Genomic DNA, 21,346 nt, shown 5'->3' with positions numbered 1-21,346 from the left:
TTTTAAGCAAAACACAGTGATTTCAGACTGCTCTGAGCGCGCGCATGGATACTGCTATGCTTGACGCGCGTGTCCGTTCGAACAGACTGCCTTGTTGCCCGATACTTCCATCCAGGAGCCGCCGTGGTCCAACGCATCATCGAAGCCGCTGAGATCGAGTCGCTCGATCCCTCGGCGATCCCTAGATTGCGCATGCCCGAGCGTGCCACGGTGTTCGCTTCACGCGCCGCACGGCTGCTGCAACTCGCGGAGGCGAGCAGTCCCATCGGCGGCTATCTGCGGCTGATGTCCGCGCTCGCCGACACGCAGCAGCGCGTTCTGTCCCAGTTCCAGGCGCCGATGCCCGCGCGCGAATCGATTCAAATGAATCAGCGGCATTCGATGCCGATCATCCCCGCACTCACCGATCACCGCGATCCCGCCTGGCGCGACGTGCTGTTCATGCTGCTCGACGGCATCGAGGCGGCTGGCGCGCTGACGCCCGCGCTCGTGCAACTGGTGGCGCGTCTGCGCACGATGGACACCGCCACGCTCGACAATCAGGCCGACGCCATCCTTGCCTTGCGCTTCGCCGAGATCGATCCGGCCGCCGCGCCCTTCGTCGCGGCGGCGCTGCAAGTCGTCTGGACCGATCTCGCGAGCCGCGTCAACATGCGCGACGTGCCGTACCTCGACGCGCCCGGCGTCTGTCCCGTGTGCGGCTCGGTGCCGGTGGCGAGCATCGTGCGCGTCGGCGGTCCGTATGAAGGGTATCGCTTTGTGCAGTGCGGGCTGTGCGCGACGGAGCTGCACGTGGTCCGCGCAAAATGCACGAACTGCGATTCGACCAAGGGCATCGCTTATCACGCGATGGGCACGGGCGACGAAAGCGAGGACGACAAGGCCGAGCAGGCGAAACGCGCGGCGCTCAAGGCTGAGTCGTGCGACGAATGCAGCACGTATCGCAAGATCGGCTACCAGGACAAGGCGTTCGACTTCGAACCCTACGCCGACGATCTCGCGAGCCTCACACTCGACCTGTTGATGGGCGATGCCGGTTATCGCCGTGCCGCGCCGCATCCCTGGCTGTGGCCCGAACAGCCTGACGAATCATGAGCGACGTCCGGGGAAGCGACGGCGGTGAACTGCGTGCGTTGATGGCGCGCGTGCCGTCGGTCGAGCGCGTGCTGGGCGCGGCGGAATTCGCGGACGTGATCGCCGCCCATGGACGCACACAGACGCTCGCGGCCCTGCGCGCCACGCTGGATGCTTGGCGCAGCGATGCGCAGGCCGGCCGGGCAACCGTCGATGCATTGAGCGACGCCGCACTGGCGCAAGCGGTGAGCGCGGCGCTTTCGGCTCGGGCGCGCAGCGCGGTGCGCAGCGTCTTCAATCTCACCGGAACCGTGCTGCATACGAATCTGGGCCGCGCGCTGCTGCCGGACGAAGCCGTCAGCGCGGTGACGGAAGTCCTCACGCGGCCCGCGAACCTCGAATTCGATCTCGACACCGGAGCGCGCGGCGATCGCGATGACCTCATCAACGGCCTCATCTGCGAGTTGACGGGCGCGGAGGCAGCGACCGTCGTCAACAATAATGCGGCGGCCGTGCTGTTGACGCTGTCGGCGCTTGCGTCGCGCAAGGAAGTGATCGTGTCGCGAGGCGAACTGGTGGAAATCGGCGGCGCGTTCCGCATTCCCGACATCATGAGCCGCGCAGGCGCAAGGTTGCGCGAAGTCGGTACGACGAATCGTACGCATCTCAAGGACTATGACGAAGCCATCGGCCCGAAGACCGCCCTGCTGATGAAGGTGCATTGCAGCAACTACGCCGTCACCGGCTTTACCAGGGAAGTGACACTCGCCGAACTCGCGCCGCTGGCCAAATCGCGTGATTTGCCCATCGCGGTGGATCTGGGCAGCGGCACGCTGGTCGATCTCGCGCAGTGGGGCCTGCCGCGCGAAGCGACGGTGCGGGAGACCGTCGACGCCGGCGCGGATCTCGTCACCTTCAGTGGCGACAAGCTGCTGGGCGGCCCGCAGGCCGGGCTGATCGTCGGCCGTCGCGAGCTGATCGCGAAGATCAAGAAGCATCCGCTGAAGCGCGCGCTGCGGGTCGGCAAGCTGACGCTCGCGGCGCTCGAAGCCGTGTTGCGGCTGTATCGGGCACCGGAGAATCTCCGCGAACGCCTGACGACGTTGCGCCTGCTCACGCGTCCCGCCGACGCCATGCGTCTCTGCGCCGAACGCATCCAGCCCGCGCTGCAGCAATGGATCGGCGATGCCTTCGTCGTGAGCGCCGAACCGATGTTCAGCCAGATCGGCAGCGGCGCATTGCCCGTCGATGTCCTGCCGAGCTACGGCCTGGCCGTGCGCCTCGCGAACGGCAAGCGTCCGGGCAGCCAGTTGAACCGCATCGAGAAGCGGCTGCGCGAGTTGCCGCGGCCCGTGATCGGACGCATCGCCGACGGCGCCTTGCGGCTCGACCTCCGCTGCCTCGAAGAAGGCGACGAAACCTTGTTCATCGCGCAACTGCGAGGGCCAGGGGCGCGAGGCGAAGAAGGATGATCGTCGGCACGGCGGGACATATCGATCACGGCAAGACGACGCTCACGCGCGCGCTGTCGGGCGTCGATACCGACCGTCTGAAGGAGGAGAAGGAGCGCGGCATTTCCATCGAACTGGGCTATGCATACGTGCCGCTGGCAGGCGGCGGCGTGCTCGGGTTCATCGACGTTCCCGGGCACGAGAAACTCGTTCATACGATGGCGGCGGGTGCGTGCGGCATCGACTTCGCGCTGCTCGTGATCGCCGCCGACGACGGCGTGATGCCGCAGACCCGCGAGCATCTCGCGATCCTCGAACTGCTCGGCGTGACGCGGGGCGCGGTGGCGGTGACGAAGGTCGATCGCGTGGACGCCGCGCGCCGCCGCGAGGTGCAGGCGGACATCGACGCGCTGCTCGCGCGCAGTCCGCTGCATGCGGCGCCGCGCTTCGATACCGACGCCACGCGCGAATACGATGCCGGCGTCGCCGCGCTGGCCGCGCATCTGCACGAAGCGGCGGCGCACGAGCGCGCGCGCCGCGACGACGGCTGGTTCCGGCTGGCGGTGGATCGCGTGTTCACGCTGGCGGGGCAGGGCACGATCGCGACCGGCACGGTGTTCGCGGGCCGCGTGGCGACGGGCGACGTGTGCGCGCTCGCGCCGCGCGGAACCTCGGGCGAGGCCGTGCGGGTGCGCAGCATTCATGCGCAGAATCGCGCGACGCAGACGGGCCGCGCGGGCGAACGCTGCGCGTTGAATCTCGCTGGCATCGAGAAGGATGCGCTGGGTCGCGGCGACTGGATCGTCGATGCGCGGCTGGCGCGTGCGTGTGAGCGTATCGACGTCGAACTGAGCCTGCTCGACGATGCGGCTCTCACGCTCCAGCACTGGTCGCCCTTGCATGTTCATCTCGGCACGACGCATCGCGTGGCGCACGTCGCGCTGCTCGACGGCGACACCTTGCAGCCGGGGCACACGGCGCGCGTGCAGCTCGTCTTCGATACCCCGGTGTGCGCGCTGCCCGGCGACCGCTTCATCGTGCGCAATGCGCAGGCGAGCCGCACGGTCGGCGGCGGCCGCGTGCTCGATCCGTTCGCGCCTGCCAGGAAGCGCCGCACGCCGCAACGCCGCGCCTGGCTCGATGCGCTCGCGGCGTGGCTCGATACCCAGCGTGTGGATGCGCTGTTCGAACAGGCGCCTTACGGCCTGCCGCGTTCGCTGATCGAGCATCTGTGCGGCGTGCCGATGGCGGCGCTCGCCTTGCCGGCCGACATGCGCGAGATTCCGCTGCAGAACGATGTGCTCTACGTGTCGGCTGCTTACTGGAACGTGCTGAACGCACGGCTCATCGACGCGCTGGGCGCGTTTCACGCACGCTTCCCCGATGAACAGGGCCCTGACGTTGCGCGCCTGCGCCGCATGGCCGCGCCGCTCGCGCCGGATGCACTGTGGCGCGCGCTCGTCGACGACGCCGTGGCGCAGAAGACGATTGCGCGAAGCGGTCCATGGCTGCATCTGCCGACGCACGCGGTGACGCTCGATGCGCGCGAGGAAACGCTGGCGCACGCGGTGCTGGCGTCGCTGCAACAAGGCCGGTTCGATCCGCCGTGGGTGCGCGATCTTGCACGAACGCACGGCGTCGCGGAAGAGGACATGCGCCGGCTGCTGAAGAAACTCGCGCGGCGTGGCGACGCGCATCAGGTGGTGCGCGACCTGTTCTACGACCGCGCGACGATCGGCGCACTGGCGCGGCTCGTGGCCGAACAGGCGGCGGCGCAGGGCGGCGGGCTGGGTGCGGCCCATTTCCGCGATGCAACGGGTCTCGGCCGCAAGCGCGCAATACAGCTTTTGGAGTTCTTCGACCGGGTTGGATACACTCGATTCCATCGCGACCTCCACCTGTTGCGCACCGACAGCCGCTGGCACGAGTCCGTCTGATGTCCGTCTGATCCGTCCTGTCCCTGGCCGGGTTCACCCTTGATCGCGATGGAGCATTACTACTTCAAGCTCTTGCATGTCCTGGCGAGTTACCCGGAATGGGCGCTCGCCGTGGTGCTGCTCGCGTCGTTCCTGGAATCGGTCGCGTTCATCGGCACCTTCGTGCCCGGCAGCACGGCGATGTTCATCGCGGGCGCGCTGGTCGGCACGGGCGCGTTGAATCTCGGCTGGGTATTCGTCTGCGCGATCGGGGGCGCAATTGCCGGCGATGCCGCGAGCTTCTGGTTTGGTCAGCGCTACGCGGACCGCATTGCGCAGATGTGGCCGTTCCGGACGCATCCCGGCGCGCTCACGGCAGGCAAGAAGTACTTCGAGAAGCATGGCGCGAAGAGCGTCGTGCTGGCGCGTTTCGTCGCGCCGATGCGCGCCGTCGTGCCGGTCGTCGCGGGCCTGACGGGCATGACGCCCGCGCGCTTCCTGGCCGTCAACATCCTGAGCGCGCTGGTCTGGGCGCCGACGCATATCCTGCCGGGCGTGGTGTTCGGCGCGTCGATCGAACTGGCGGGTGCGGTTTCGATCCGGCTCGTCGTGATCCTCATCATCCTTACCGCGCTCGCGTGGGTCGTGTTCAACATCGTGCGCGTGCTGGTTTCGCATGCGATGCGCTGGAGCATCCTGTCGCGCGATGCGCTGCTCGCCTGGGCCCGCGACAGCCGCGGCCTGCCGGCGCGGCTCGTCGCGCGCGCGCTCGATCCGGCCAATCCGGCCACCGGCCTCATCGTGATGATCTCGACGCTGCTGCTTGCCTCGGCGGTGCTCTTTTTCTCGGTGCTCGCGAATGTCGCGCGCGGGGCGTCGATCGTGCAGGTGGATGTGTCGGTGTATCGGCTGCTGCAATCGTTCCGCTCCACCTGGACCGACTCCATCCTCGATGCCGCCGCCACGCTCGGCAGCACCGAGACGCTGCTCGTGCTGGGCGTGATGGTGATCGTGTGGATGAGCATCGAGCGGCGCTGGCGCACGGTCGCCTACTGGGTCGCGGCGCTGGCGTTCTCGCAGTTGCTGGTGGCCGCGATCCGCTTCACCGCGCACGAGCCGCTGGCCGTGTCGTTCGCGCCTTCGACGCACCGCTTTCCAAGCAGTCACGTCGCGGCGACGGTCGTGATCTACGGCTTCCTCGCGTTCCTGCTGCTGCGCCGCGTGCGGCTGCTGACGGGCGTGCTGGTCGCGATGGGGACGTCGGCGATCGTGACGGCGGTGGCGCTGGCGGGGCTCTACTTCGGCCGCTTCACGATCTCGGATGCGCTCGGCAGCGCGGCGCTCGCGGCCGTGTGGGTGTTCCTGATCGCGTTGACGGCCGTGTGGCGCAATCCGGCCAAGCCGAAGCCGCGGCCGTTGATGTTGGTCGCGGTGCTGGTCGTGATCTGCGCGAGCGTGGCGCTGCAACTGAGCGACGACACTGAAGCGCGCAGCGCGCCGCCCCGGTCCGTCGTCATTACGCCGATCCAATGGACCGATTCGGTCTGGCGGACCTTCTCGTGTTATCGCGCGAACATGGAAGGCGACCGGCGCGAGCCGATCACCGTGCAGTGGGCCGCGACGCCCGCGCAGATCCGCGCGCAGTTGTTGAGCCGCGGCTGGACCGAGGTGTCGCATGTGTCGCTGAAGAGCGTGTTGTCGGTGGTGCTGCCGAATGCGCCCGCCATCGATCTGCCGGCGCTGCCGCGCCTGAACAATGGCGAGCCGTCGAAGCTCGTGTTCGCGCGCTCGCCCTACGGCGCCGACGAGCGCGACGTGCTGCGCTTCTGGTCCACGCCATACGAGGTGCGCGAGCGTCCGGGCGTCGCGCCGACGCCCATCTGGCTCGGCGCCGTGGTGCACGAGCGGATCCGCCGTCCTTCGTGGCCGTTCAATGTGCTGAGGCCCGACCGGCGCGTCGATCCGATGGCCTTCGACCACGGCAAGAATTCGCCGTGGCAAGGCATCGAAATTGCAAGTAGCGCGGGATGCGGCAATGTGCCGGTGATGCTCGTTGAGTCGAGGGCGGAATGATGCGTTGGAACCAGCGTTCGCGAGGTGTTGTTTGATTCAGATCCCGCCGTCGGCAATCGTGCAATGGGGCGGCGCGGCCGTTTTTGCGAACGTGCTGCTCACGCGACTGGGCGTGCCGTTGCCGTCCGCGCCGTTGCTGGTGTTCGCGGGATCGGCGGTGGCGAGCGGGCGGCTCGCGTTCTCGCATGTGCTGCTCGCGGCGGTGTGCGGCGCGTTGCTCGGCGATGGCGTGTGGTTTGCCGCAGGGCGCATCTATGGGCGCAAGCTGGTCGCGGCGCTCTCGCGCAGATCGTATGCGGTGGATTCGGGCATGCGCACGACCGGCGAACTGTTCGAACGGCATGGGCCGCCGATCGTGGCGCTGTCGAAGTTCGTTCCGGGACTTGGACTCGTCACGCCGCCGTTGATGGGCACCACGCAGATCGCGGTGCCGGCGTTCTTCTTTTGGGACACGGCGGGGATCGTCGCGTGGGCGGCGTTCTGGCTGCTCGGCGGCGCGCTCTTCGAGCATCAATTGCATCTCGCGCTGCTCGAATTGCAGGCGCACGGCACCACGGTGGTCGATCTGCTCGTGGCCGTGGCGTTGCTGTACTGCGTCTATCGGCTGTTGCGGAGGCGCCAGCCGCGACGGCACATGAAGGACAAGGGCGGCGGACCCTGACTCATGCTCGACGAATGACGTCGTTATAATCGGTCGCCCCCCGCGAAGTTTTGACGGCGGCGCAGTGTGACGCACGGAAGGCATCCGTATCCGGTGGTGCGGCTGGGCTTCAAACCCAGTTGGGGATGTCAGACATTCCCAGGTCGGTTCGACTCCGGCTGCCTTCCGCCATGTGGCTCGTGGCATCTTCTCGCTCACCCTTTAGTCCCACCGAAAGAGATAGTGTTTTCCCTGATGGGAGCGACCCCTTTGCGGACGTACTCTTTGTATACAGAATTTAGAGTACGGTAGTCATGCCGCCTGAAGGCATGGACATCGCACGTCTCCACAGCGTCAATCGGCAGATCCAAAAATGGACGTCCCCAACTATCTCGTTCTCCGGTCCGATGCAGGCCCTCCCGTCGAATGTCAAACCCTGAGCCATAGCGATGGCGCTTTCGGCGGCCTCCGCCGACCGCCTCATGCCCTCGCACAGTGGACAGACTCCGACGCGTTTCCGGCTTCGGCACAATGCGTTTTGAATGCAAAATCCTCATTGAGGGAACTCGAGGGGCTCTCGCGCGTGCTCATGCGATCTGAAACGCGTACGGATTACGACGCCGCCTGGATACTGGCCCGCGCGAGAATCGGGCTGGTGTCGATCCTGGTACGCGACGCGCGCGACTTCACCGCAGCGGCATTCATCGAGGATGCGAGTTTCGTGCTGAAGCAGGCGAGACGTTACTTTGCGTCGCAATCGCTCGTGCTGGTGCAGGCCCATTCCGAATCCGGCCTGGCACGCGCACGCGCGGTCATGGAAGAGGTCTTGCAGATGCGTGATGTCGCGCCGGACGTGCTCTACGAGAAGCATGCCGCCGAAAACGAAACGCTCGGCGTCGCGCTCCTGTCGATGAGCTGAGCGCCCTCGACGTGGCAATTTGCCGGAGCAAAATCCCTGTGGAAAGCTGATAGGATTCGGTATTCAATATCGATTCTGATTTGCCATGCCGGCCAAACTCGTCAAGATTCAGGCTCGTACCGATTACGTCGACGAGGTCTACAACATCCTTCTCGACGCCATCAGCGAAGGCTCCATCGCCCCTGGAACGCGCATCGTGCAGGAGGAGATTGCCGAACAGCTCTCGGTATCTCGTTCGCCCGTGCTTCAGGCGTTTCGTTTGCTCAAGAAAGACGGACTGGTCGAGGACGCACCCGGGCGCGGCTTGCAGGTCACGCCGCTCAACGTCGAACGGGTCGGGCATCTGTATGAATTCAGGGAAGCGCTCGACGGTCTCGCCGCCAAGCTCGCCGCCCGGCGTTCCGTGCGGCTCGACAAGTCGCTGATCGCCAATGGCCGCAAGGCAATGCGCGGCGACGACATCAAGGCCATGGTCGAGGCCGACATGGCATTTCATCTGGCCATCTATGCCGCTTCAGGCAATCCGTTGATCCTGGAAAATGCCCGGCTGCACTGGATGCATCTGAGGCGCGTGATGGGCGCGGTGCATCAGGTCGTCGGCCAGAGGAAGGTGGTCTGGGACGAGCACGCGGCCATCGCCGACGCAATCGCCGCAGGCGACGAAGAACTCGCCGCGCGCCTGAGCGTGCTGCACGTCGAGGCGGCGCGAGCGAATCTCGTGAAGCACATGAGCACGAACAGCGAAATCGCTCAGGCTACTTCCTGAGTCGCAATACCGGCCGCTTGGGTCCTGCGGCCGTCATCTCTTCTGAAAATCCCGCGTTTCTGCACCTGTCTGCATTGCCACCAACTTCACGTCCTCGCGACGTGCGCGTGACACTTTCCGCGCAACGCTAATGCGTCTCCGGCAACGCCCGGAAACACTCTTATCCGTGTTTACCCATAGAGACATCGCCCTCGTATGCGCCTAATCTTTGGATACAGAGTTCAGAGCACAGAACACCGACGACGGAAACCGCTCTGACAAGAACAACCGATGTGGTCCCTAACAATCATTGGAGGCAGGACATGAGCGTCAAATCGGACAAGATGGACGACCAGAAGCGCACCGGAGGTTCGGCGCCGTTGGCGAAGAAGCTGATTCCATTCGGGGGCTATTACGCCAACAAGACGCCGGAGCATGATCCCGAGCTGACGGAAACCGGCCCGGGCACGCCGACTGGCGAATACATGCGCCGCTTCTGGCATCCGGTCTGCATGTCGATGGAACTGACCGACACGCCGCGCTTCCTCAAGATCCTCAACGAAGAGCTGGTCGCCTTCCGCGACAAGAGCGGCCGCGTCGGCGTGCTGCATGCGCACTGCGTTCACCGCGGCGCATCGCTCGAATACGGCGCGATCCAGGAGCGCGGCATCATGTGCTGCTATCACGGCATGGTGTTCGACGTGGACGGCGCCTGCCTCCACGTGCCGTTCCCCAAGGGCGAGGAAAAGGAAGCCGAGCGTTACGCGTGTTCGATCCGCCAGGGCGCCTACAAGGCGGTCGAGCGCAACGGCCTCGTGTTCGCCTACATGGGACCGCCGGAAGAGGAGCCGCCGTTTCCGGAATGGGAAGGCGACTACACGGTATCGCCCGGCGACGAGCTCGTGCCCTACAGCAACTTCCAGCACTGCAACTGGCTGCAGGTCCAGGACAACGCGGCGGACAACTACCATCCGACCGCACTGCACGCGGGCAAGAACGTCGTCGACGGCAACTATCAGGGAACGACTTTCGACGAAGTCGGCGCTGCATCCATGGAAGTCGCGCCCGACATGAACTTCGTGCCGGTGCAGGGCGGCCGCAGTCTGGCGTGCGCCGGTGCGCGTCGCGTCAACAAGGACCGGCTGTTCGTCCGCGTCCAGCATCAGGTGCTGCCGAACCTGAGCCTGCATGCCTACACGTCGGAAGACGGCTCGAAGAAGAAGTACTTCAGCCGCTTCCACATCATCCGCTGGACCGTGCCCGTCGATGACGAGAACAGCAAGATGATCGGCTGGCGCGTCATGGGCCCGGGCATCGACACACGCGGCATCGGCAACAAGGAGATGGTCGGTTACGAAACCATCGACTTCCTGGAAGGACAGGTGGCGATGCGCCGTCCCGAGCGCTTCGGCAAGTACAAGCTCGAAGACATGCCGCCGATTCCCCCGAACCATCGCGAACGCGACATCTACAAGCAGGCTCAGTACGCACCGGGCGACTACGAGGCGATCATCAGCCAGCGTCCGATCGCCGTTCATGCACTCGAGAATCCGACCAAGTTCGACGCGGGCCTGTACCAGTTCCGCAAGATGCTGCGCGATGCAGTGCGCGGCACGAACTCGGCGGCCTCGGCGCAGGGCTTCGCCGAATGGTTCCGCGCTTTGGGCGGTGCGCCCAACAGCTTCTGCTCGGGCAACGTGTTCGAAATCGAAGAGGGCGCGACGGTCGAAGAAGAAGTGGCGCGCCGTCGCAAGGTGCTGAAGACCGTCGTCCAGATCCTGACCGAGAGCGACAGCCTGAAAGGCGAAGCGCGCGGTGAATTCGTGCGCAACAAGTTCAAGGACCTCGAACAGTCGCTGAAGAGCTAATCGGCGCGCCGGGTGCCGGCCGTCTGTACGCGCGGCCGGTCATCCGCCACGGAGCAAGGATCATGGACACGGTATTGGAACGATTGGAACAGGAAGAAGCGGTCGCGGATAGCGAAGCCGGTACGCTCGATGTCCGCGTCAAGCAGATTCGTTACGAAGGCAAGGGCATCAACTCGTACGAACTCACGAACCCGAGCGGCCAGGCGCTGCCTCGCTTCGAGGCGGGCTCGCACATCGACGTTCATCTGAAGAGCGGCGTCATCCGACAGTACTCGCTGTGCAATTCACCTGCTGAGCGCAACCGGTATGTCATTGCCGTGCTCAAGGACGAGAGCGGGCGGGGCGGTTCGCGCGCGGTGCACGAAAGCATCGGCGCTGGCGACATCGTCACCATCAGCAAGCCGCGCAATCATTTCGCGCTGGCCGAGGGCGCACGCAAGGTCGTGCTGATTGCGGGCGGTATCGGCGTGACGCCCTTGAAGGCGATGGCGCATGAGCTGGAACAGCGCGGCGTGGATTTCGACATGCACTACTGCGCGCGCAGCCAGGATGCAGCGGCATTCGGTCCTGAGTTCGCCAGCATGTTGCGCGCGGGCAAGCTGCACTATCACTTCGACGATGGCGCGGAAGCCGATCGCCTGGACTTGCGTGCGCTGCTCGCCGAGCCGCAGCCGGGCACGCACGTTTATTACTGCGGGCCGGGCGGATTCATGGCGGCCTGCGCCGACGCGGCGAGTCACTGGCCGAAGGGCACGGTGCACTTCGAGCACTTCAAGGCGCCGGAGCAGCCGAAGCGCGAGCCTTCGGGCACCGAGAACGCCGACGGTTGCGACGTCACCATCGCCAGCACGGGTCAGGTCATTCATGTGCGACCGGAGCAGAACTTCAGTGAAGCGCTGGGCGAGGCGGGTGTCGAAGTGCCCACGTCCTGCTGTGCCGGCCTGTGCGCAACCTGCAAGGTCCGCTATCTCGAAGGCGAAGTCGAGCACAACGACTTCATTCTGGACGAAGACGAACGCAGGGAATTCCTGACGGTATGCGTCTCCAGGCCCATCAGCAAGACATTGATCCTGGACCTGTAGACCACGCATCTCGCGTGGCCGACATCAACCCTTCCATCGCACCCATCTGGAAACCGCATGAAAGTCTTTTATGACAAGGATGCCGACCTTGCCCTTCTGAAGAGCCGCAGCGTCGCCATCATCGGCTACGGTTCGCAGGGCCATGCGCATGCCCTCAACCTGAAGAACAGCGGCATCAACGTCTGCGTCGGCGTGCGCCAGGGCCCTTCGTGGGAGAAGGCGCAACGCGCCGGCCTGACCGTCAAGCGCATCGCCGATGCCGTCAAGGAAGCCGACATCGTCATGATGCTGCTGCCTGACGAGCAGATCGCCGAGGTCTATCGCACGGACGTCGAACCGCATGCCCGCGAGGGCGCGGCGCTCGGCTTCGCTCACGGCTTCAACATCCATTACGGGCAGGTCAGCCCGCGCGCGGATCTGGACGTCATCATGATCGCGCCGAAGGCACCCGGCCACACGGTCCGCAGCACCTACGCCGCAGGCGGCGGCGTGCCGCATCTGATCGCCGTGGCGCAGGACCGCTCGGGCTCGGCGCGCGACATCGCGCTCGCGTATGCGGCGGCGACGGGCGGTGGCCGCGCCGGCATCATCGAGACCAGCTTCCTGGAGGAAACCGAAACCGACCTGTTCGGCGAGCAGGCCGTGCTCTGCGGCGGTCTGGTGGACCTCATCAAGGCGGGCTTCGAAACGCTGGTGGAAGCCGGCTATTCGCCCGAGATGGCGTACTTCGAATGCCTGCACGAAGTGAAGCTCATCGTCGATCTCATCTACGAAGGCGGCATCGGCAACATGAACTACGGCATTTCCAACAATGCCGAGTTTGGCGAATACGTCACTGGCCCGCGCATCGTGACCGCGCAGACGAAGGCCGCCATGAAGGACGTGCTGCACGACATCCAGACGGGTGAGTACGCGAAGCAATTCATCCTCGAAAGCAAGGCCGGGGCGCCGACCCTTCAGTCGCGCCGACGTATCACCGCCGCGCATCCGATCGAAATCGTCGGCGCCAGGCTGCGCGCAATGATGCCGTGGATCGCCCGGGACGCACTGGTCGACCGCTCCAGGAACTAGGCCGCCGCTCTCGTGAAGTTCCAGTGTCCCCCAATCAACAACAGGAGTATCTGATGTCCACCATCGATGAACCGAAGCAAGCCACGCAGGAATCGATTCTGAAGCCCGGCAAGATCTCGATCTACGAGCCGGATCAGGAAGGCGTGATTTTCCCGCGCATGCCTGAGTTCAAGGACCACGCCGAGCATCGCAAGTATCTGAAGGAACGCCTCGTCGCCGCATGCCGCGCCTTCGCGCTGCAAGGTTTCGACTACGGCTTCGCGGGCCACCTGACGGTGCGCGACCCGGAGCATCCGGGCCTGTACTGGACCAATCCGATGGCCGTCCACTTCTCGCAGGTGAAGGTGTCGAACCTCATCTGCGCGGACCACGAGGGCAAGGTGGTTGAAGGCGAATACGCGATCAATCGCGCCGGCTTCGTCCTGCATGCCGCGGTGCATGAGCAGCATCAGGACATCGTCGCGATGTGTCATGCGCACACCACCTACGGTACGGCATTCGCCTCGCTCGGCAAGCCGCTGGCGCCGATCTCGCAGGATGCGGCCGCCTTCTTCGAGGACCACGTCGTCATCGGCGATGAGGCAGGCAAGGTCGCGGTGGAAGTGAAGGGCGGCAACAAGGTCGCGAACGCGTTCAAGGGCGTGAAGGCCGCCATTCACCAGAACCACGGCCTGCTGACGGCGAGCCGTCACAGCATCGACTCGGCCGCGTTCTGGTTCATCGCGCTCGAGCGCTGCTGCCAGCAGCAACTGATGATCGAAGCCACCGGCATCACGCCGAAGGAAGTCACGCCCGAGCGCGCGCGCTACAGCCGTGAGCACGTGGGCAGCGACTACATCGGCTGGCTGCACTTCCAGACCATCTGGAGCGAGCTGGTCGAAACCCAGCCGGACATGTTCGACTGAGTACGCAGGGTAGTGCGGGATGCGCGCGCCAGGTCTGGCGCGCGCATCTCAAGCGCTGGCGGAGAACCGTCCGGTACAGGACACCGCTGGTCACTCGATGGCCCCACAGGAGACACAACTTGAGTTCCCAAAGCCCAGCCACCTTCGTGGAAGGCGCCGACACGTCCGTCTTTACCAAAGCCGCGTGGCGTCTCGTTCCCTTCCTCTTCGTCTGTTACCTCTTCGCTTATCTCGACCGCATCAACGTTGCATTCGCCAAGCTCCAGATGCTGAGCGACCTCGGCTTCAGCGAGGCCGTCTATGGCTTTGGCGCGAGTGTGTTTTTCGTCGGCTATCTGCTGTTCGAAGTGCCCAGCAACCTGTTGTTGCTCCGCGTGGGTCCGCGCCGCTGGATCGCCCGGATCATGGTCACGTGGGGGCTGATTTCAGCGGCGATGATGTTCGTCAAGACACCGACGATGTTCTATGTCATGCGCTTCTTCCTCGGTGTCGCGGAGGCGGGCTTCTTTCCGGCCATCGTGCTCTATCTGACCTACTGGTTCCCGGCTTCGCGGCGCTCGAAGGTGACGGCGTTGTTCATGACCGGCATTCCGATGTCCGGGGTGATCGGCGGGCCGTTGTCCGGCTGGATCATGACCGCGATGAACGGCTCGCATGGTTTTGCGGGATGGCAGTGGCTGTTCCTGGTCGAAGGCATCCCGACCGCCGTGCTGGGCGTGATGGCGTTCTTCTACCTCGACGACCGGGTGCGCGACGCAAAGTGGCTCACGGAATCGCAGAAGGACACGCTCGAGACCGCGCTCAAGGTCGAACAGCCGAAGAGCGGGCTGCATTCGATGAAAGACGGCCTGATGAACCCGAAGGTGCTGCTCGTCAGTGTCATCTACTTCTTCTACACCATGGGGCTGTACGGGGTCAGCTTCTGGCTGCCGACGCTCATCAAGTCCAGTGGCGTGGCCGACCCGCTGCATGTCGGCTTGCTGACGGCGATTCCGTATGCGGCCGGCGCGCTGGCGATGGTGTTCGTGAGCCACAACTCGGACCGGACCGGTGAGCGTCGCTGGCATCTGATCGTGCCGGGTCTGGTTGCGGCCTTTGGCCTGACGATGAGCGTCGTGTTCTCTCACTCGACCGTGCTCGCGATGATCGCGCTGACCATCGGCACGATGGGCGTCATGACCACCATCTCGCAGTTCTGGGTGATTCCGCCGTCGTTCCTGGGCGGGGCGGCGGCAGCAGCGGGGCTCGCGCTCGCGAATTCGGTCGGCAGTATTTCGGGTGTGGTGAGTCCGTCGCTGATCGGGTTGGTGAAGGAAGCGACGGGATCGGCAGGGGCGGGCGTGCTGGCGCTTTCGGTGAGTCTGGTGATCGGCGGGATATTGGTGCTGCTGGTGCCTGCTGCACTGGTGAATAGCCGCAGGCGGTAACTTCAGGTTGCACACCTGAAAAGCCGGCACGGGCTGAACGCCGTGCCGGCTTTGCGCTCTCTTGTGCGTCGAAAGCCATTTGCTGAACGCTCAGATTTCCCCGGTGGCCCGCAGATGCGCGAGCCGCTTCTTCATGTGCATGACGTCGCGCGTGTGGTTCTCACCGCGCCTCAATGCGACGCTGGTCGAAAGAATGTCGATGACGACCAGCGCCGCGAGCCTTGAGGTAGTCGGCGTATAGACGTCAGTGTTTTCGAGCGTCTCGGCGATCACCGCGACGTCGGCGTAACGCGTGATCGGGCTATCGGAACCGGTGATGACGACCACGCCCGCGCCGCGTTCGCGCGCGGTGCGGGCAATCTCGATCAACCCGCGCGTGGAACCCGTGTTCGAAATGGCAACGACCGCATCGCCCGCTTCGAGCATCGAGGCCGCGATGAACTGCTGATGCGAATCCTGATGCGCGACGCACGGCACGCCGAACAACGGAAACTTCTGCTGCGCGTCCTGCGCGACGATGCCCGACGCCCCGAAGCCGAAGAACTCGATGCGCCGCGCCTTCGCGAGCAGATCGACCGCGCGTCCGACGGCCGCGAAATCGAGCTTCTTGCGGGCCCAGTCGAGGCTCGTGATCGTGTAGTCGAAGATCTTGGTGGCGACGGCCTCGGGCGTGTCGTCGTTGGAGAGCACCGAGTGCGCGGCGGGCGCGCCGAGCGCGAGGCTCTGCACCACTCGAATCTTGAAGTCGCGAAAGCCGTTGCAGCCGAGCGTCGTGCAGAAGCGCAGCACGGTCGGCTCGCTGACGTTGGCGAGCCGCGCGAGTTCGGCGAGGCTCAGGTCGGGGAGGGTATCGAGATTCGAAAGGATGAACTCGGCGACCTGCCGGCTGCCGCGCTTCAGGCCCGGCCGTGCGCGGTCGATCAGTTCGAGAACGTTGATGTCGGACACTCGATGTTCCTTTGAAGGACGCCGGACGCGCGGGCTTCAACGGCGGCGCGTCCGGCGGGGTCACGCGAAAGGAACAGTTTATCGGAACGAGAAACGGCGCCAGAAGCCGCCGCCGCGCTGCGACAGCACCGCCGCGATGATGATCACGCCCATCACCACCTGCTGGTGATAGCCCGGCACGCTCGCCAGATTCATGATGTTGCCGATCACGCCAAGAATCAGCACGCCCATCAGCGTGTTGAGCGCGCCGCCCTTGCCGCCCGCGAGACTCGCGCCGCCGATCACCACCGCCGCGATCACGGTCAGTTCGTCGCCCACGCCGACGGTCGGCGCGCCGACGCCCGCGCGCGAGGTCGAGATGATGCCGGCCATCGCGGCGAGCACGCCCGACGCCACATAGGTGCCGAGCACGTGGCGCGCGACCGGCACGCCGGAGAGACGCACGGCTTCCTCGTTGGAGCCGATCGCGCGCACCACGCGGCCCGCGCGCAGCCGGTTCAGCGCGATGCCGCCGCCGACGAACACCAGCAGCATCACGAGCGTCGGTCCCGGAATGCCGAGATACGAATGACGGCCGAAGTCGAGCAGCGCCTGGCCGGGATCGTCGACGAGAATCGGCGAGCCGTTCGACACGATCAGCGCGATGCCGCGCGCCACGGTCATCATCGCGAGGGTGACGACGAACGGCGTGAGCCGGAACCACGCCACCAGCGCGCCCGAGACGAAGCCGCACAGCGCGCCGGTCAGGAGCGTGGCGAGCAGCGCGAACCAGAGGCCGTGTTCGGGGATCAGCAGCGCGCACAGCACGCTGCCGAGCGCGGCGACGGAGCCCACCGAGAGATCGATGCCGCCCGTGAGCACGACCAGCAGCATGCCCACCGACATGATGCCGACGCCCGCGACCTGCCGCGAGATGTTCGCGAGGTTCGGCACGGAGAGAAAGTCGCTCGACACGAACGATGCCGCGATCACGAGCACGACGAGGATCGCGACCGTATTGAAGCGGCGCGCGGCGGTCCACCATGAGGCGGCCGCGGCGCGCTGCGTGCGCGCACTGGACGATTCCGGCGTGGCGGCGCTGTGATTCATGATGTCATCTCCGCATGGGTATGAGTGAGCGAGGGCGCTTCGCCGGCCTCGCGTTGCAGCGACAGCGCGAGGATGCGTTCCTCGCTGTAGTCGTCGGGATTCAGTTGTCCGCGAATGCGGCCTTCGCCCATCACGAGGATGCGATCGCACAGGCCCATCAGTTCCTGATGATCCGACGAGATCACCAGCACGGCCTTGCCGCGTTCCGCCAGTTGATTGACCAGCGTGTAGATTTCGACCTTCGCGCCGACGTCGACGCCGCGCGTGGGTTCATCGAGAATGATGAGATCGCCGTCGGCGTGGAACCACTTCGCCAGCACGACCTTCTGCTGATTGCCGCCGGACAGCGTGGAGACATCCGCGTCCATCGAGCGGGCCTTGATGCGCAGCGCGTCCATCAGCTTCGCCACCGCCGCGCGTTCACGCCGGAAGGCCAGCCAGCCGAACGGCCCACTCACCGAATCGAGCGCGGCGAGCGTCGCGTTGATGCGGATCGGCATCCCGAGCACCGCGCCCTGGCCCTTGCGGTCCTCCGGCACGAAGCCGATGCCCGCGCGTACGGCGGCCATCGGCGAGCGCGCATGGAGCGGCTTGTTCTTCAGTTCGATATGACCTGCGTCGCGCGTGTCCGCGCCGAAGATGAGCCGCGCGACTTCCGTGCGCCCCGAGCCGATCAGCCCGCCCAGGCCCACCACTTCGCCGGCGCGCAACGAGAACGACACATCCTGCACGGCGCGGCCGCGCGTCAGCCCCTCGACCTTCAGCACTTCTGCGCCGGGCGTCGCATGGCGTTCGGGAAACAGCACGGACAGCGGACGGCCCACCATCTTGCGGATCAGTTCGTCGCGCGTGATGTCGCCGGGCGTAACGGTATCGACGCGCTTGCCGTCCTTCAGCACCGTGATGCGGTCCGCGATCGCGAAGACCTCTTCCAGCCGGTGCGAGATATAGACGATGCCCACGCCGCGCGCCTTCAGGTCGCGGACGATATCGAGCAGACGGTTGGCGTCCGAGGGCGCGAGCGCGGCGGTCGGTTCGTCGAGCACCAGCAGCTTGAGCGTACCGCTCAGCGCCTTGGCGATCTCGATGACCTGGCATTGCGCCGCCGACATCGTTTCGACGAGCGCGGCCGGATCGATCTCGAAGCCGAGGCTCTCGATCAACGCACGGGCCTTCATGCGCAGCGCGCGCCAGTCGAGCACGGCGGGCATCGCGCCGAGGAACACGTTCTCGGCCACCGAGAGATCGGGCGCGAGCGCGGTCTCCTGATGAATCACGGCGATGCCTTCGGCCAGCGACGCATGCGGATTGCGGAACGTGATCTCGCGGCCTTCGACGCGTATCGTGCCCGCATCCGCCTGATGGCCGCCGCCGATCACGCGCATCAGCGTGGACTTGCCCGCGCCGTTCTCGCCGACGAGCGCATGGACCTCGCCCGCGTGGACGTCGAAGTCGATGCCCTCGATGGCGTGCACGCCGCCGAAGCGCTTGGCGATGCCCGAGAGAGCGATAAACGGAAGCATGTTGGGTTCTCCACTCCAGCACGCTGCGCGCATGACGGCGCGCGCAGCGTGCGGTCGGTCCGGCTTTAGAAGATCGCCTTCGGGTTGTAGAACTTGTCGACGTTGTCCTTGCTGATGACCGCCGAAGGCGTATAGGAGATCTTCGGCACGCTCACGGCCTGTCCTTGCGCCGCCTTCACGCCGATATCCACCGCCGTGCGCGCGACCAGCGCCGGGTCGTTGAGCGCGGTGGCGCCGTACTTGCCCTGCTTGATGAGCGCGAGCGCTTCCTTCTGGCCGTCCGCCGCCGCCACCAGCGTGATGCCCTGGCGGTTCGCGCTTTCGATCGCGCGGCGCGCGCCGAGAACCATGCTGTCGTTTTCGCCGAGCACCATGTTGATGTCCTTGTTGGCGACCAGCAGATCTTCCATCGCCTTCAGGCCGCCTTCGTCGGACCAGTTGCCCCAGCCTTGCCCGACCACCTGCACGTTGACCTTGCCGGTCTTCGCGAGCTGCGCTTCCATGATCCCTTCGAGCACGCCGTCGCGACGTTCCTTGCCCACCGGGTTGCCCTTCTCGCCGGAGATCAACGCGATCTTGAGCGGCTTGTCGCCCATCGTGTTGACGACCCACTGGCCGACCAGCGAGCCGTTCTCACGGTTCGACGACTGCACCAGCGTCAGGTAGTTGGCCTTCGGATCGAGCGTGCTGTCGATCACGACCACTTTCACGCCGGCGGCGGTCGCGGCGTTCACCGCGTTGACGAGGCCTTTCGGATCGGCGGGATCGATGATGAGCACCTTGATGCCGCGCGTCACGAGATCTTCCACATCAGCAATCTGCTTCTGCATCTTGCCCTGCGCGTCGGCGACGATGACGTCCTGACCCAGTTCGGTGGCGCGTGCCTTCGCGGATTCCATCGCGGCGGCGAAGTAGGGCGCGTTGAGCACTTTCATCGAGATGCCGACCTTGATCTTGTCGGCGGCGAACGCGGACGACGACAGCGCAATGGCCGCGACCGCAAGTGCGATGGCGCCGGCTGCTTTCTTCATGACACGGGACATGTCTCCTCCTTTATGAGCGCGAGCGCGCGGGTGTGATGCGAGTGATCGACTGCTGCGTCGTCGAATGAAGCGGGTCAGGCCGGAAGCAGCTTTCCGGGATTCAGCAGGTTCAGCGGGTCGAGCGCGTGTTTCACCGCGCGCATCGCGGCGAGTTCGGCGGGCGTGCGCGACAGCGCGATCACGCCGAGCTTCTTCAAGCCGATGCCATGCTCCGCCGACACCGAGCCGCCGAACTCCGCCGTGACGCCATACACCACGGCCTGCACGCGCGGCGCGGTATCGGCGGGCCAGTCGGGTTCCTGCACGACGATATGCAGATTGCCGTCGCCAAGATGGCCGTAGATGAGGATCGTCGCGCGCGGCCATTGCTCGCGCAGCTTCGCTTCGGCACGGCGCGCCGCTTCGCCGACATCGGCGATCGAAAAGCTCACGTCGAAGGACACGCGGCCCGGAATCAGGCGCGGATATTCGCCGGGCGCGTCGCGGATCGCCCAGAACGCGGCGGCGTCCGCTTCGCTCGCGGCCAGCGCCGCGTCCGCGATCACGCCGTTTTCGAGCATCTCGCCGAGGAAGTCCTCGAAGGCTTCCGCCTGGCGCGCCGGGTCCGCGCCGCTGCTCTCCAGCAGCACGTAGTACGCATGCCGTTCTTCGAGCGGCGCGCGCAGTTCCGGAAGACGGCCGAGCACGAAGTCGTAATAGCCCGGCCACATCACCTCGAATGCGGAGACGCCCGCAGGCAGCCGCTCCTGCGCGGCGTGCAGCAGCGCGGTCACGGCGTCGTAGCTGCCGACGCCGCAGAATGCGGTCGAGACGGCGCGCGGCTTCGGACGCAGCCGCAGCACCGCGCGCGTGATGACCGCGAGCGTGCCTTCGCTGCCGATCAACAGATTGCGCAGGTCGTAGCCGGTGTTGTTCTTGATCATCTTGCGCAGGCCGCCGACCACGGTGCCGTCCGCCAGCACCGCTTCGAGGTCGAGCACCTGTTCGCGCATCATCCCGTACTTGATGACGCGGTTGCCGCCTGCATTGGTCGCGAGATTGCCGCCGATGGTCGCGCTGCCGCGCGCGCCGAGATCGAGCGGGAACATGAAGTTCGCCGCATCGGCTGCTTCCTGCACCGTTTGCAGCGGCGTGCCGGCCAGTACCGTCATCGCGGCGCCCACGGCATCGATCTCCTCGATGCCGGTCATGCGCTCCAGACTCAGCGCGACTTCACCGCCCAGCATGCATGCGCCGCCCGCGAGGCCCGTCAGGCCGCCTTGCGTGACTACCGCTTGCCGGTGCGCATGACAGATGCGCAGCGCCGTGGCCACCTGAGCGGTCGTGCGCGGCCGGATCAACGCGATGGGATCGGCGCTCGGCGTGCGGCTCCAGTCGGCGTGCTTGCGGCCGGCGAAATCGGCGGGCAGCGTCACGATGCCGGCGCCGAGCGCCTCATGCAGCGCGGCCACTACCGCTGGCAAGTCTGAGTTGTGCATGGATGTCTCCCGGCGAGGCCAACAGGCTTTCCCTGGCGCCAGTGAATATCGTTAGTTATGTGAACGTTGACAGATCGTATCACTAGCGTTTGCG

17 protein-coding genes and 1 tRNA gene are annotated in these 21,346 nt (G+C 65.6%); 13 read left to right on the top strand and 5 right to left on the bottom strand.

The window, feature by feature from the left end; all coding sequences use genetic code 11:
* The first annotated feature begins 123 nt into the window (after positions 1 to 123).
* The 13 genes from fdhE to QCE69_RS33190 all read left to right on the top strand — a co-directional run bounded on the left by fdhE (position 124) and on the right by QCE69_RS33190 (position 15,171).
* Entirely contained in the window at positions 124 to 1,095 is a 972-nt protein-coding gene (fdhE, locus tag QCE69_RS33250) for a formate dehydrogenase accessory protein FdhE (RefSeq protein ID WP_309935174.1), read from the top strand.
* The gene (gene selA, locus QCE69_RS33245) at positions 1,092 to 2,546 is read left to right on the top strand and encodes an L-seryl-tRNA(Sec) selenium transferase (protein WP_309926989.1); all 1,455 of its coding nucleotides are present in this window, start codon (positions 1,092 to 1,094) and stop codon (positions 2,544 to 2,546) included. Before fdhE ends, selA begins: the two co-directional genes overlap by 4 nt.
* Positions 2,543 to 4,462 (top strand): selenocysteine-specific translation elongation factor, encoded by a 1,920-nt coding sequence (gene selB, locus QCE69_RS33240; protein ID WP_309935171.1) that lies wholly within the window; start codon positions 2,543 to 2,545, stop codon positions 4,460 to 4,462. The genes selA and selB overlap by 4 nt, the downstream gene beginning before the upstream one ends.
* 48 nt (positions 4,463 to 4,510) lie before the next feature.
* Positions 4,511 to 6,514 (top strand): VTT domain-containing protein, encoded by a 2,004-nt coding sequence (locus QCE69_RS33235; RefSeq protein WP_309935439.1) that lies wholly within the window; start codon positions 4,511 to 4,513, stop codon positions 6,512 to 6,514.
* A 31-nt stretch (positions 6,515 to 6,545) separates the two neighbouring features.
* Entirely contained in the window at positions 6,546 to 7,175 is a 630-nt protein-coding gene (locus tag QCE69_RS33230; protein WP_309935170.1) for a DedA family protein, read from the top strand.
* A gap of 75 nt (positions 7,176 to 7,250) precedes the next feature.
* A tRNA-Sec gene (locus QCE69_RS33225) sits at positions 7,251 to 7,346 on the top strand.
* 181 nt (positions 7,347 to 7,527) lie between these two features.
* Positions 7,528 to 8,073 carry a hypothetical protein gene (locus QCE69_RS33220; RefSeq protein ID WP_309935169.1) on the top strand — a complete coding sequence of 182 codons (546 nt, stop codon included), beginning with the start codon at positions 7,528 to 7,530 and terminating at the stop codon, positions 8,071 to 8,073.
* Positions 8,074 to 8,158: 85 nt separating this feature from the next.
* Positions 8,159 to 8,839 (top strand): GntR family transcriptional regulator, encoded by a 681-nt coding sequence (locus QCE69_RS33215; protein ID WP_309820977.1) that lies wholly within the window; start codon positions 8,159 to 8,161, stop codon positions 8,837 to 8,839.
* Positions 8,840 to 9,141: 302 nt separating this feature from the next.
* Positions 9,142 to 10,686, top strand: a complete 1,545-nt coding sequence (locus QCE69_RS33210) for a Rieske 2Fe-2S domain-containing protein (RefSeq protein ID WP_309935167.1) — start codon at positions 9,142 to 9,144, stop codon at positions 10,684 to 10,686.
* A 62-nt stretch (positions 10,687 to 10,748) separates the two neighbouring features.
* The gene (locus QCE69_RS33205) at positions 10,749 to 11,768 is read left to right on the top strand and encodes a PDR/VanB family oxidoreductase (protein ID WP_309935166.1); all 1,020 of its coding nucleotides are present in this window, start codon (positions 10,749 to 10,751) and stop codon (positions 11,766 to 11,768) included.
* A 57-nt stretch (positions 11,769 to 11,825) separates the two neighbouring features.
* The gene (gene ilvC / locus QCE69_RS33200; protein ID WP_309935164.1) at positions 11,826 to 12,839 is read left to right on the top strand and encodes a ketol-acid reductoisomerase; all 1,014 of its coding nucleotides are present in this window, start codon (positions 11,826 to 11,828) and stop codon (positions 12,837 to 12,839) included.
* A 53-nt stretch (positions 12,840 to 12,892) separates the two neighbouring features.
* A complete protein-coding gene (locus QCE69_RS33195) occupies positions 12,893 to 13,744 on the top strand; it encodes a class II aldolase/adducin family protein (RefSeq protein WP_309926974.1) in 852 nt (283 codons plus the stop codon).
* A 119-nt stretch (positions 13,745 to 13,863) separates the two neighbouring features.
* Positions 13,864 to 15,171 (top strand): MFS transporter, encoded by a 1,308-nt coding sequence (locus QCE69_RS33190; RefSeq protein WP_309926971.1) that lies wholly within the window; start codon positions 13,864 to 13,866, stop codon positions 15,169 to 15,171.
* A 90-nt stretch (positions 15,172 to 15,261) separates the two neighbouring features.
* On the opposite strand, the gene QCE69_RS33185 is transcribed toward QCE69_RS33190, so the two are convergent.
* The 5 genes from QCE69_RS33185 to QCE69_RS33165 form a co-directional block, all read right to left on the bottom strand.
* Positions 15,262 to 16,119 carry an SIS domain-containing protein gene (locus QCE69_RS33185; protein ID WP_309820946.1) on the bottom strand — a complete coding sequence of 286 codons (858 nt, stop codon included), beginning with the start codon at positions 16,117 to 16,119 and terminating at the stop codon, positions 15,262 to 15,264.
* Positions 16,120 to 16,197: 78 nt separating this feature from the next.
* Complete coding sequence (locus tag QCE69_RS33180; protein ID WP_309935163.1) at positions 16,198 to 17,208, bottom strand: ABC transporter permease; 1,011 nt, start codon at positions 17,206 to 17,208, stop codon at positions 16,198 to 16,200.
* A complete protein-coding gene (locus QCE69_RS33175; protein ID WP_309926967.1) occupies positions 17,205 to 18,731 on the bottom strand; it encodes a sugar ABC transporter ATP-binding protein in 1,527 nt (508 codons plus the stop codon). Before QCE69_RS33175 ends, QCE69_RS33180 begins: the two co-directional genes overlap by 4 nt.
* Before the next feature lie 65 nt (positions 18,732 to 18,796).
* A complete protein-coding gene (locus tag QCE69_RS33170; protein ID WP_309820940.1) occupies positions 18,797 to 19,774 on the bottom strand; it encodes a substrate-binding domain-containing protein in 978 nt (325 codons plus the stop codon).
* A gap of 74 nt (positions 19,775 to 19,848) precedes the next feature.
* Positions 19,849 to 21,252, bottom strand: a complete 1,404-nt coding sequence (locus tag QCE69_RS33165; protein ID WP_309926964.1) for an FAD-binding oxidoreductase — start codon at positions 21,250 to 21,252, stop codon at positions 19,849 to 19,851.
* Positions 21,253 to 21,346 lie beyond the last annotated feature (94 nt).

The organism is Caballeronia sp. LZ032 (assembly GCF_031451315.1).
GTDB lineage: Bacteria > Pseudomonadota > Gammaproteobacteria > Burkholderiales > Burkholderiaceae > Caballeronia.
This window is presented reverse-complemented; position numbering and strand designations above follow the sequence as displayed.

Bases quoted from the DNA above. Each gene is read 5' to 3' on its own strand.
- selA (WP_309926989.1), top strand. From the start codon at position 1,092: ATGAGCGACGTCCGGGGAAGCGACGGCGGTGAACTGCGTGCGTTGATG.
- selB (WP_309935171.1), top strand. From the start codon at position 2,543: ATGATCGTCGGCACGGCGGGACATATCGATCACGGCAAGACGACGCTC.
- QCE69_RS33235 (WP_309935439.1), top strand. From the start codon at position 4,511: ATGGAGCATTACTACTTCAAGCTCTTGCATGTCCTGGCGAGTTACCCG.
- QCE69_RS33220 (WP_309935169.1), top strand. From the start codon at position 7,528: ATGGACGTCCCCAACTATCTCGTTCTCCGGTCCGATGCAGGCCCTCCC.
- QCE69_RS33215 (WP_309820977.1), top strand. From the start codon at position 8,159: ATGCCGGCCAAACTCGTCAAGATTCAGGCTCGTACCGATTACGTCGAC.
- QCE69_RS33210 (WP_309935167.1), top strand. From the start codon at position 9,142: ATGAGCGTCAAATCGGACAAGATGGACGACCAGAAGCGCACCGGAGGT.
- QCE69_RS33205 (WP_309935166.1), top strand. From the start codon at position 10,749: ATGGACACGGTATTGGAACGATTGGAACAGGAAGAAGCGGTCGCGGAT.
- ilvC (WP_309935164.1), top strand. From the start codon at position 11,826: ATGAAAGTCTTTTATGACAAGGATGCCGACCTTGCCCTTCTGAAGAGC.
- QCE69_RS33195 (WP_309926974.1), top strand. From the start codon at position 12,893: ATGTCCACCATCGATGAACCGAAGCAAGCCACGCAGGAATCGATTCTG.
- QCE69_RS33180 (WP_309935163.1), bottom strand. From the start codon at position 17,208: ATGAATCACAGCGCCGCCACGCCGGAATCGTCCAGTGCGCGCACGCAG.
- QCE69_RS33175 (WP_309926967.1), bottom strand. From the start codon at position 18,731: ATGCTTCCGTTTATCGCTCTCTCGGGCATCGCCAAGCGCTTCGGCGGC.
- QCE69_RS33170 (WP_309820940.1), bottom strand. From the start codon at position 19,774: ATGTCCCGTGTCATGAAGAAAGCAGCCGGCGCCATCGCACTTGCGGTC.
- QCE69_RS33165 (WP_309926964.1), bottom strand. From the start codon at position 21,252: ATGCACAACTCAGACTTGCCAGCGGTAGTGGCCGCGCTGCATGAGGCG.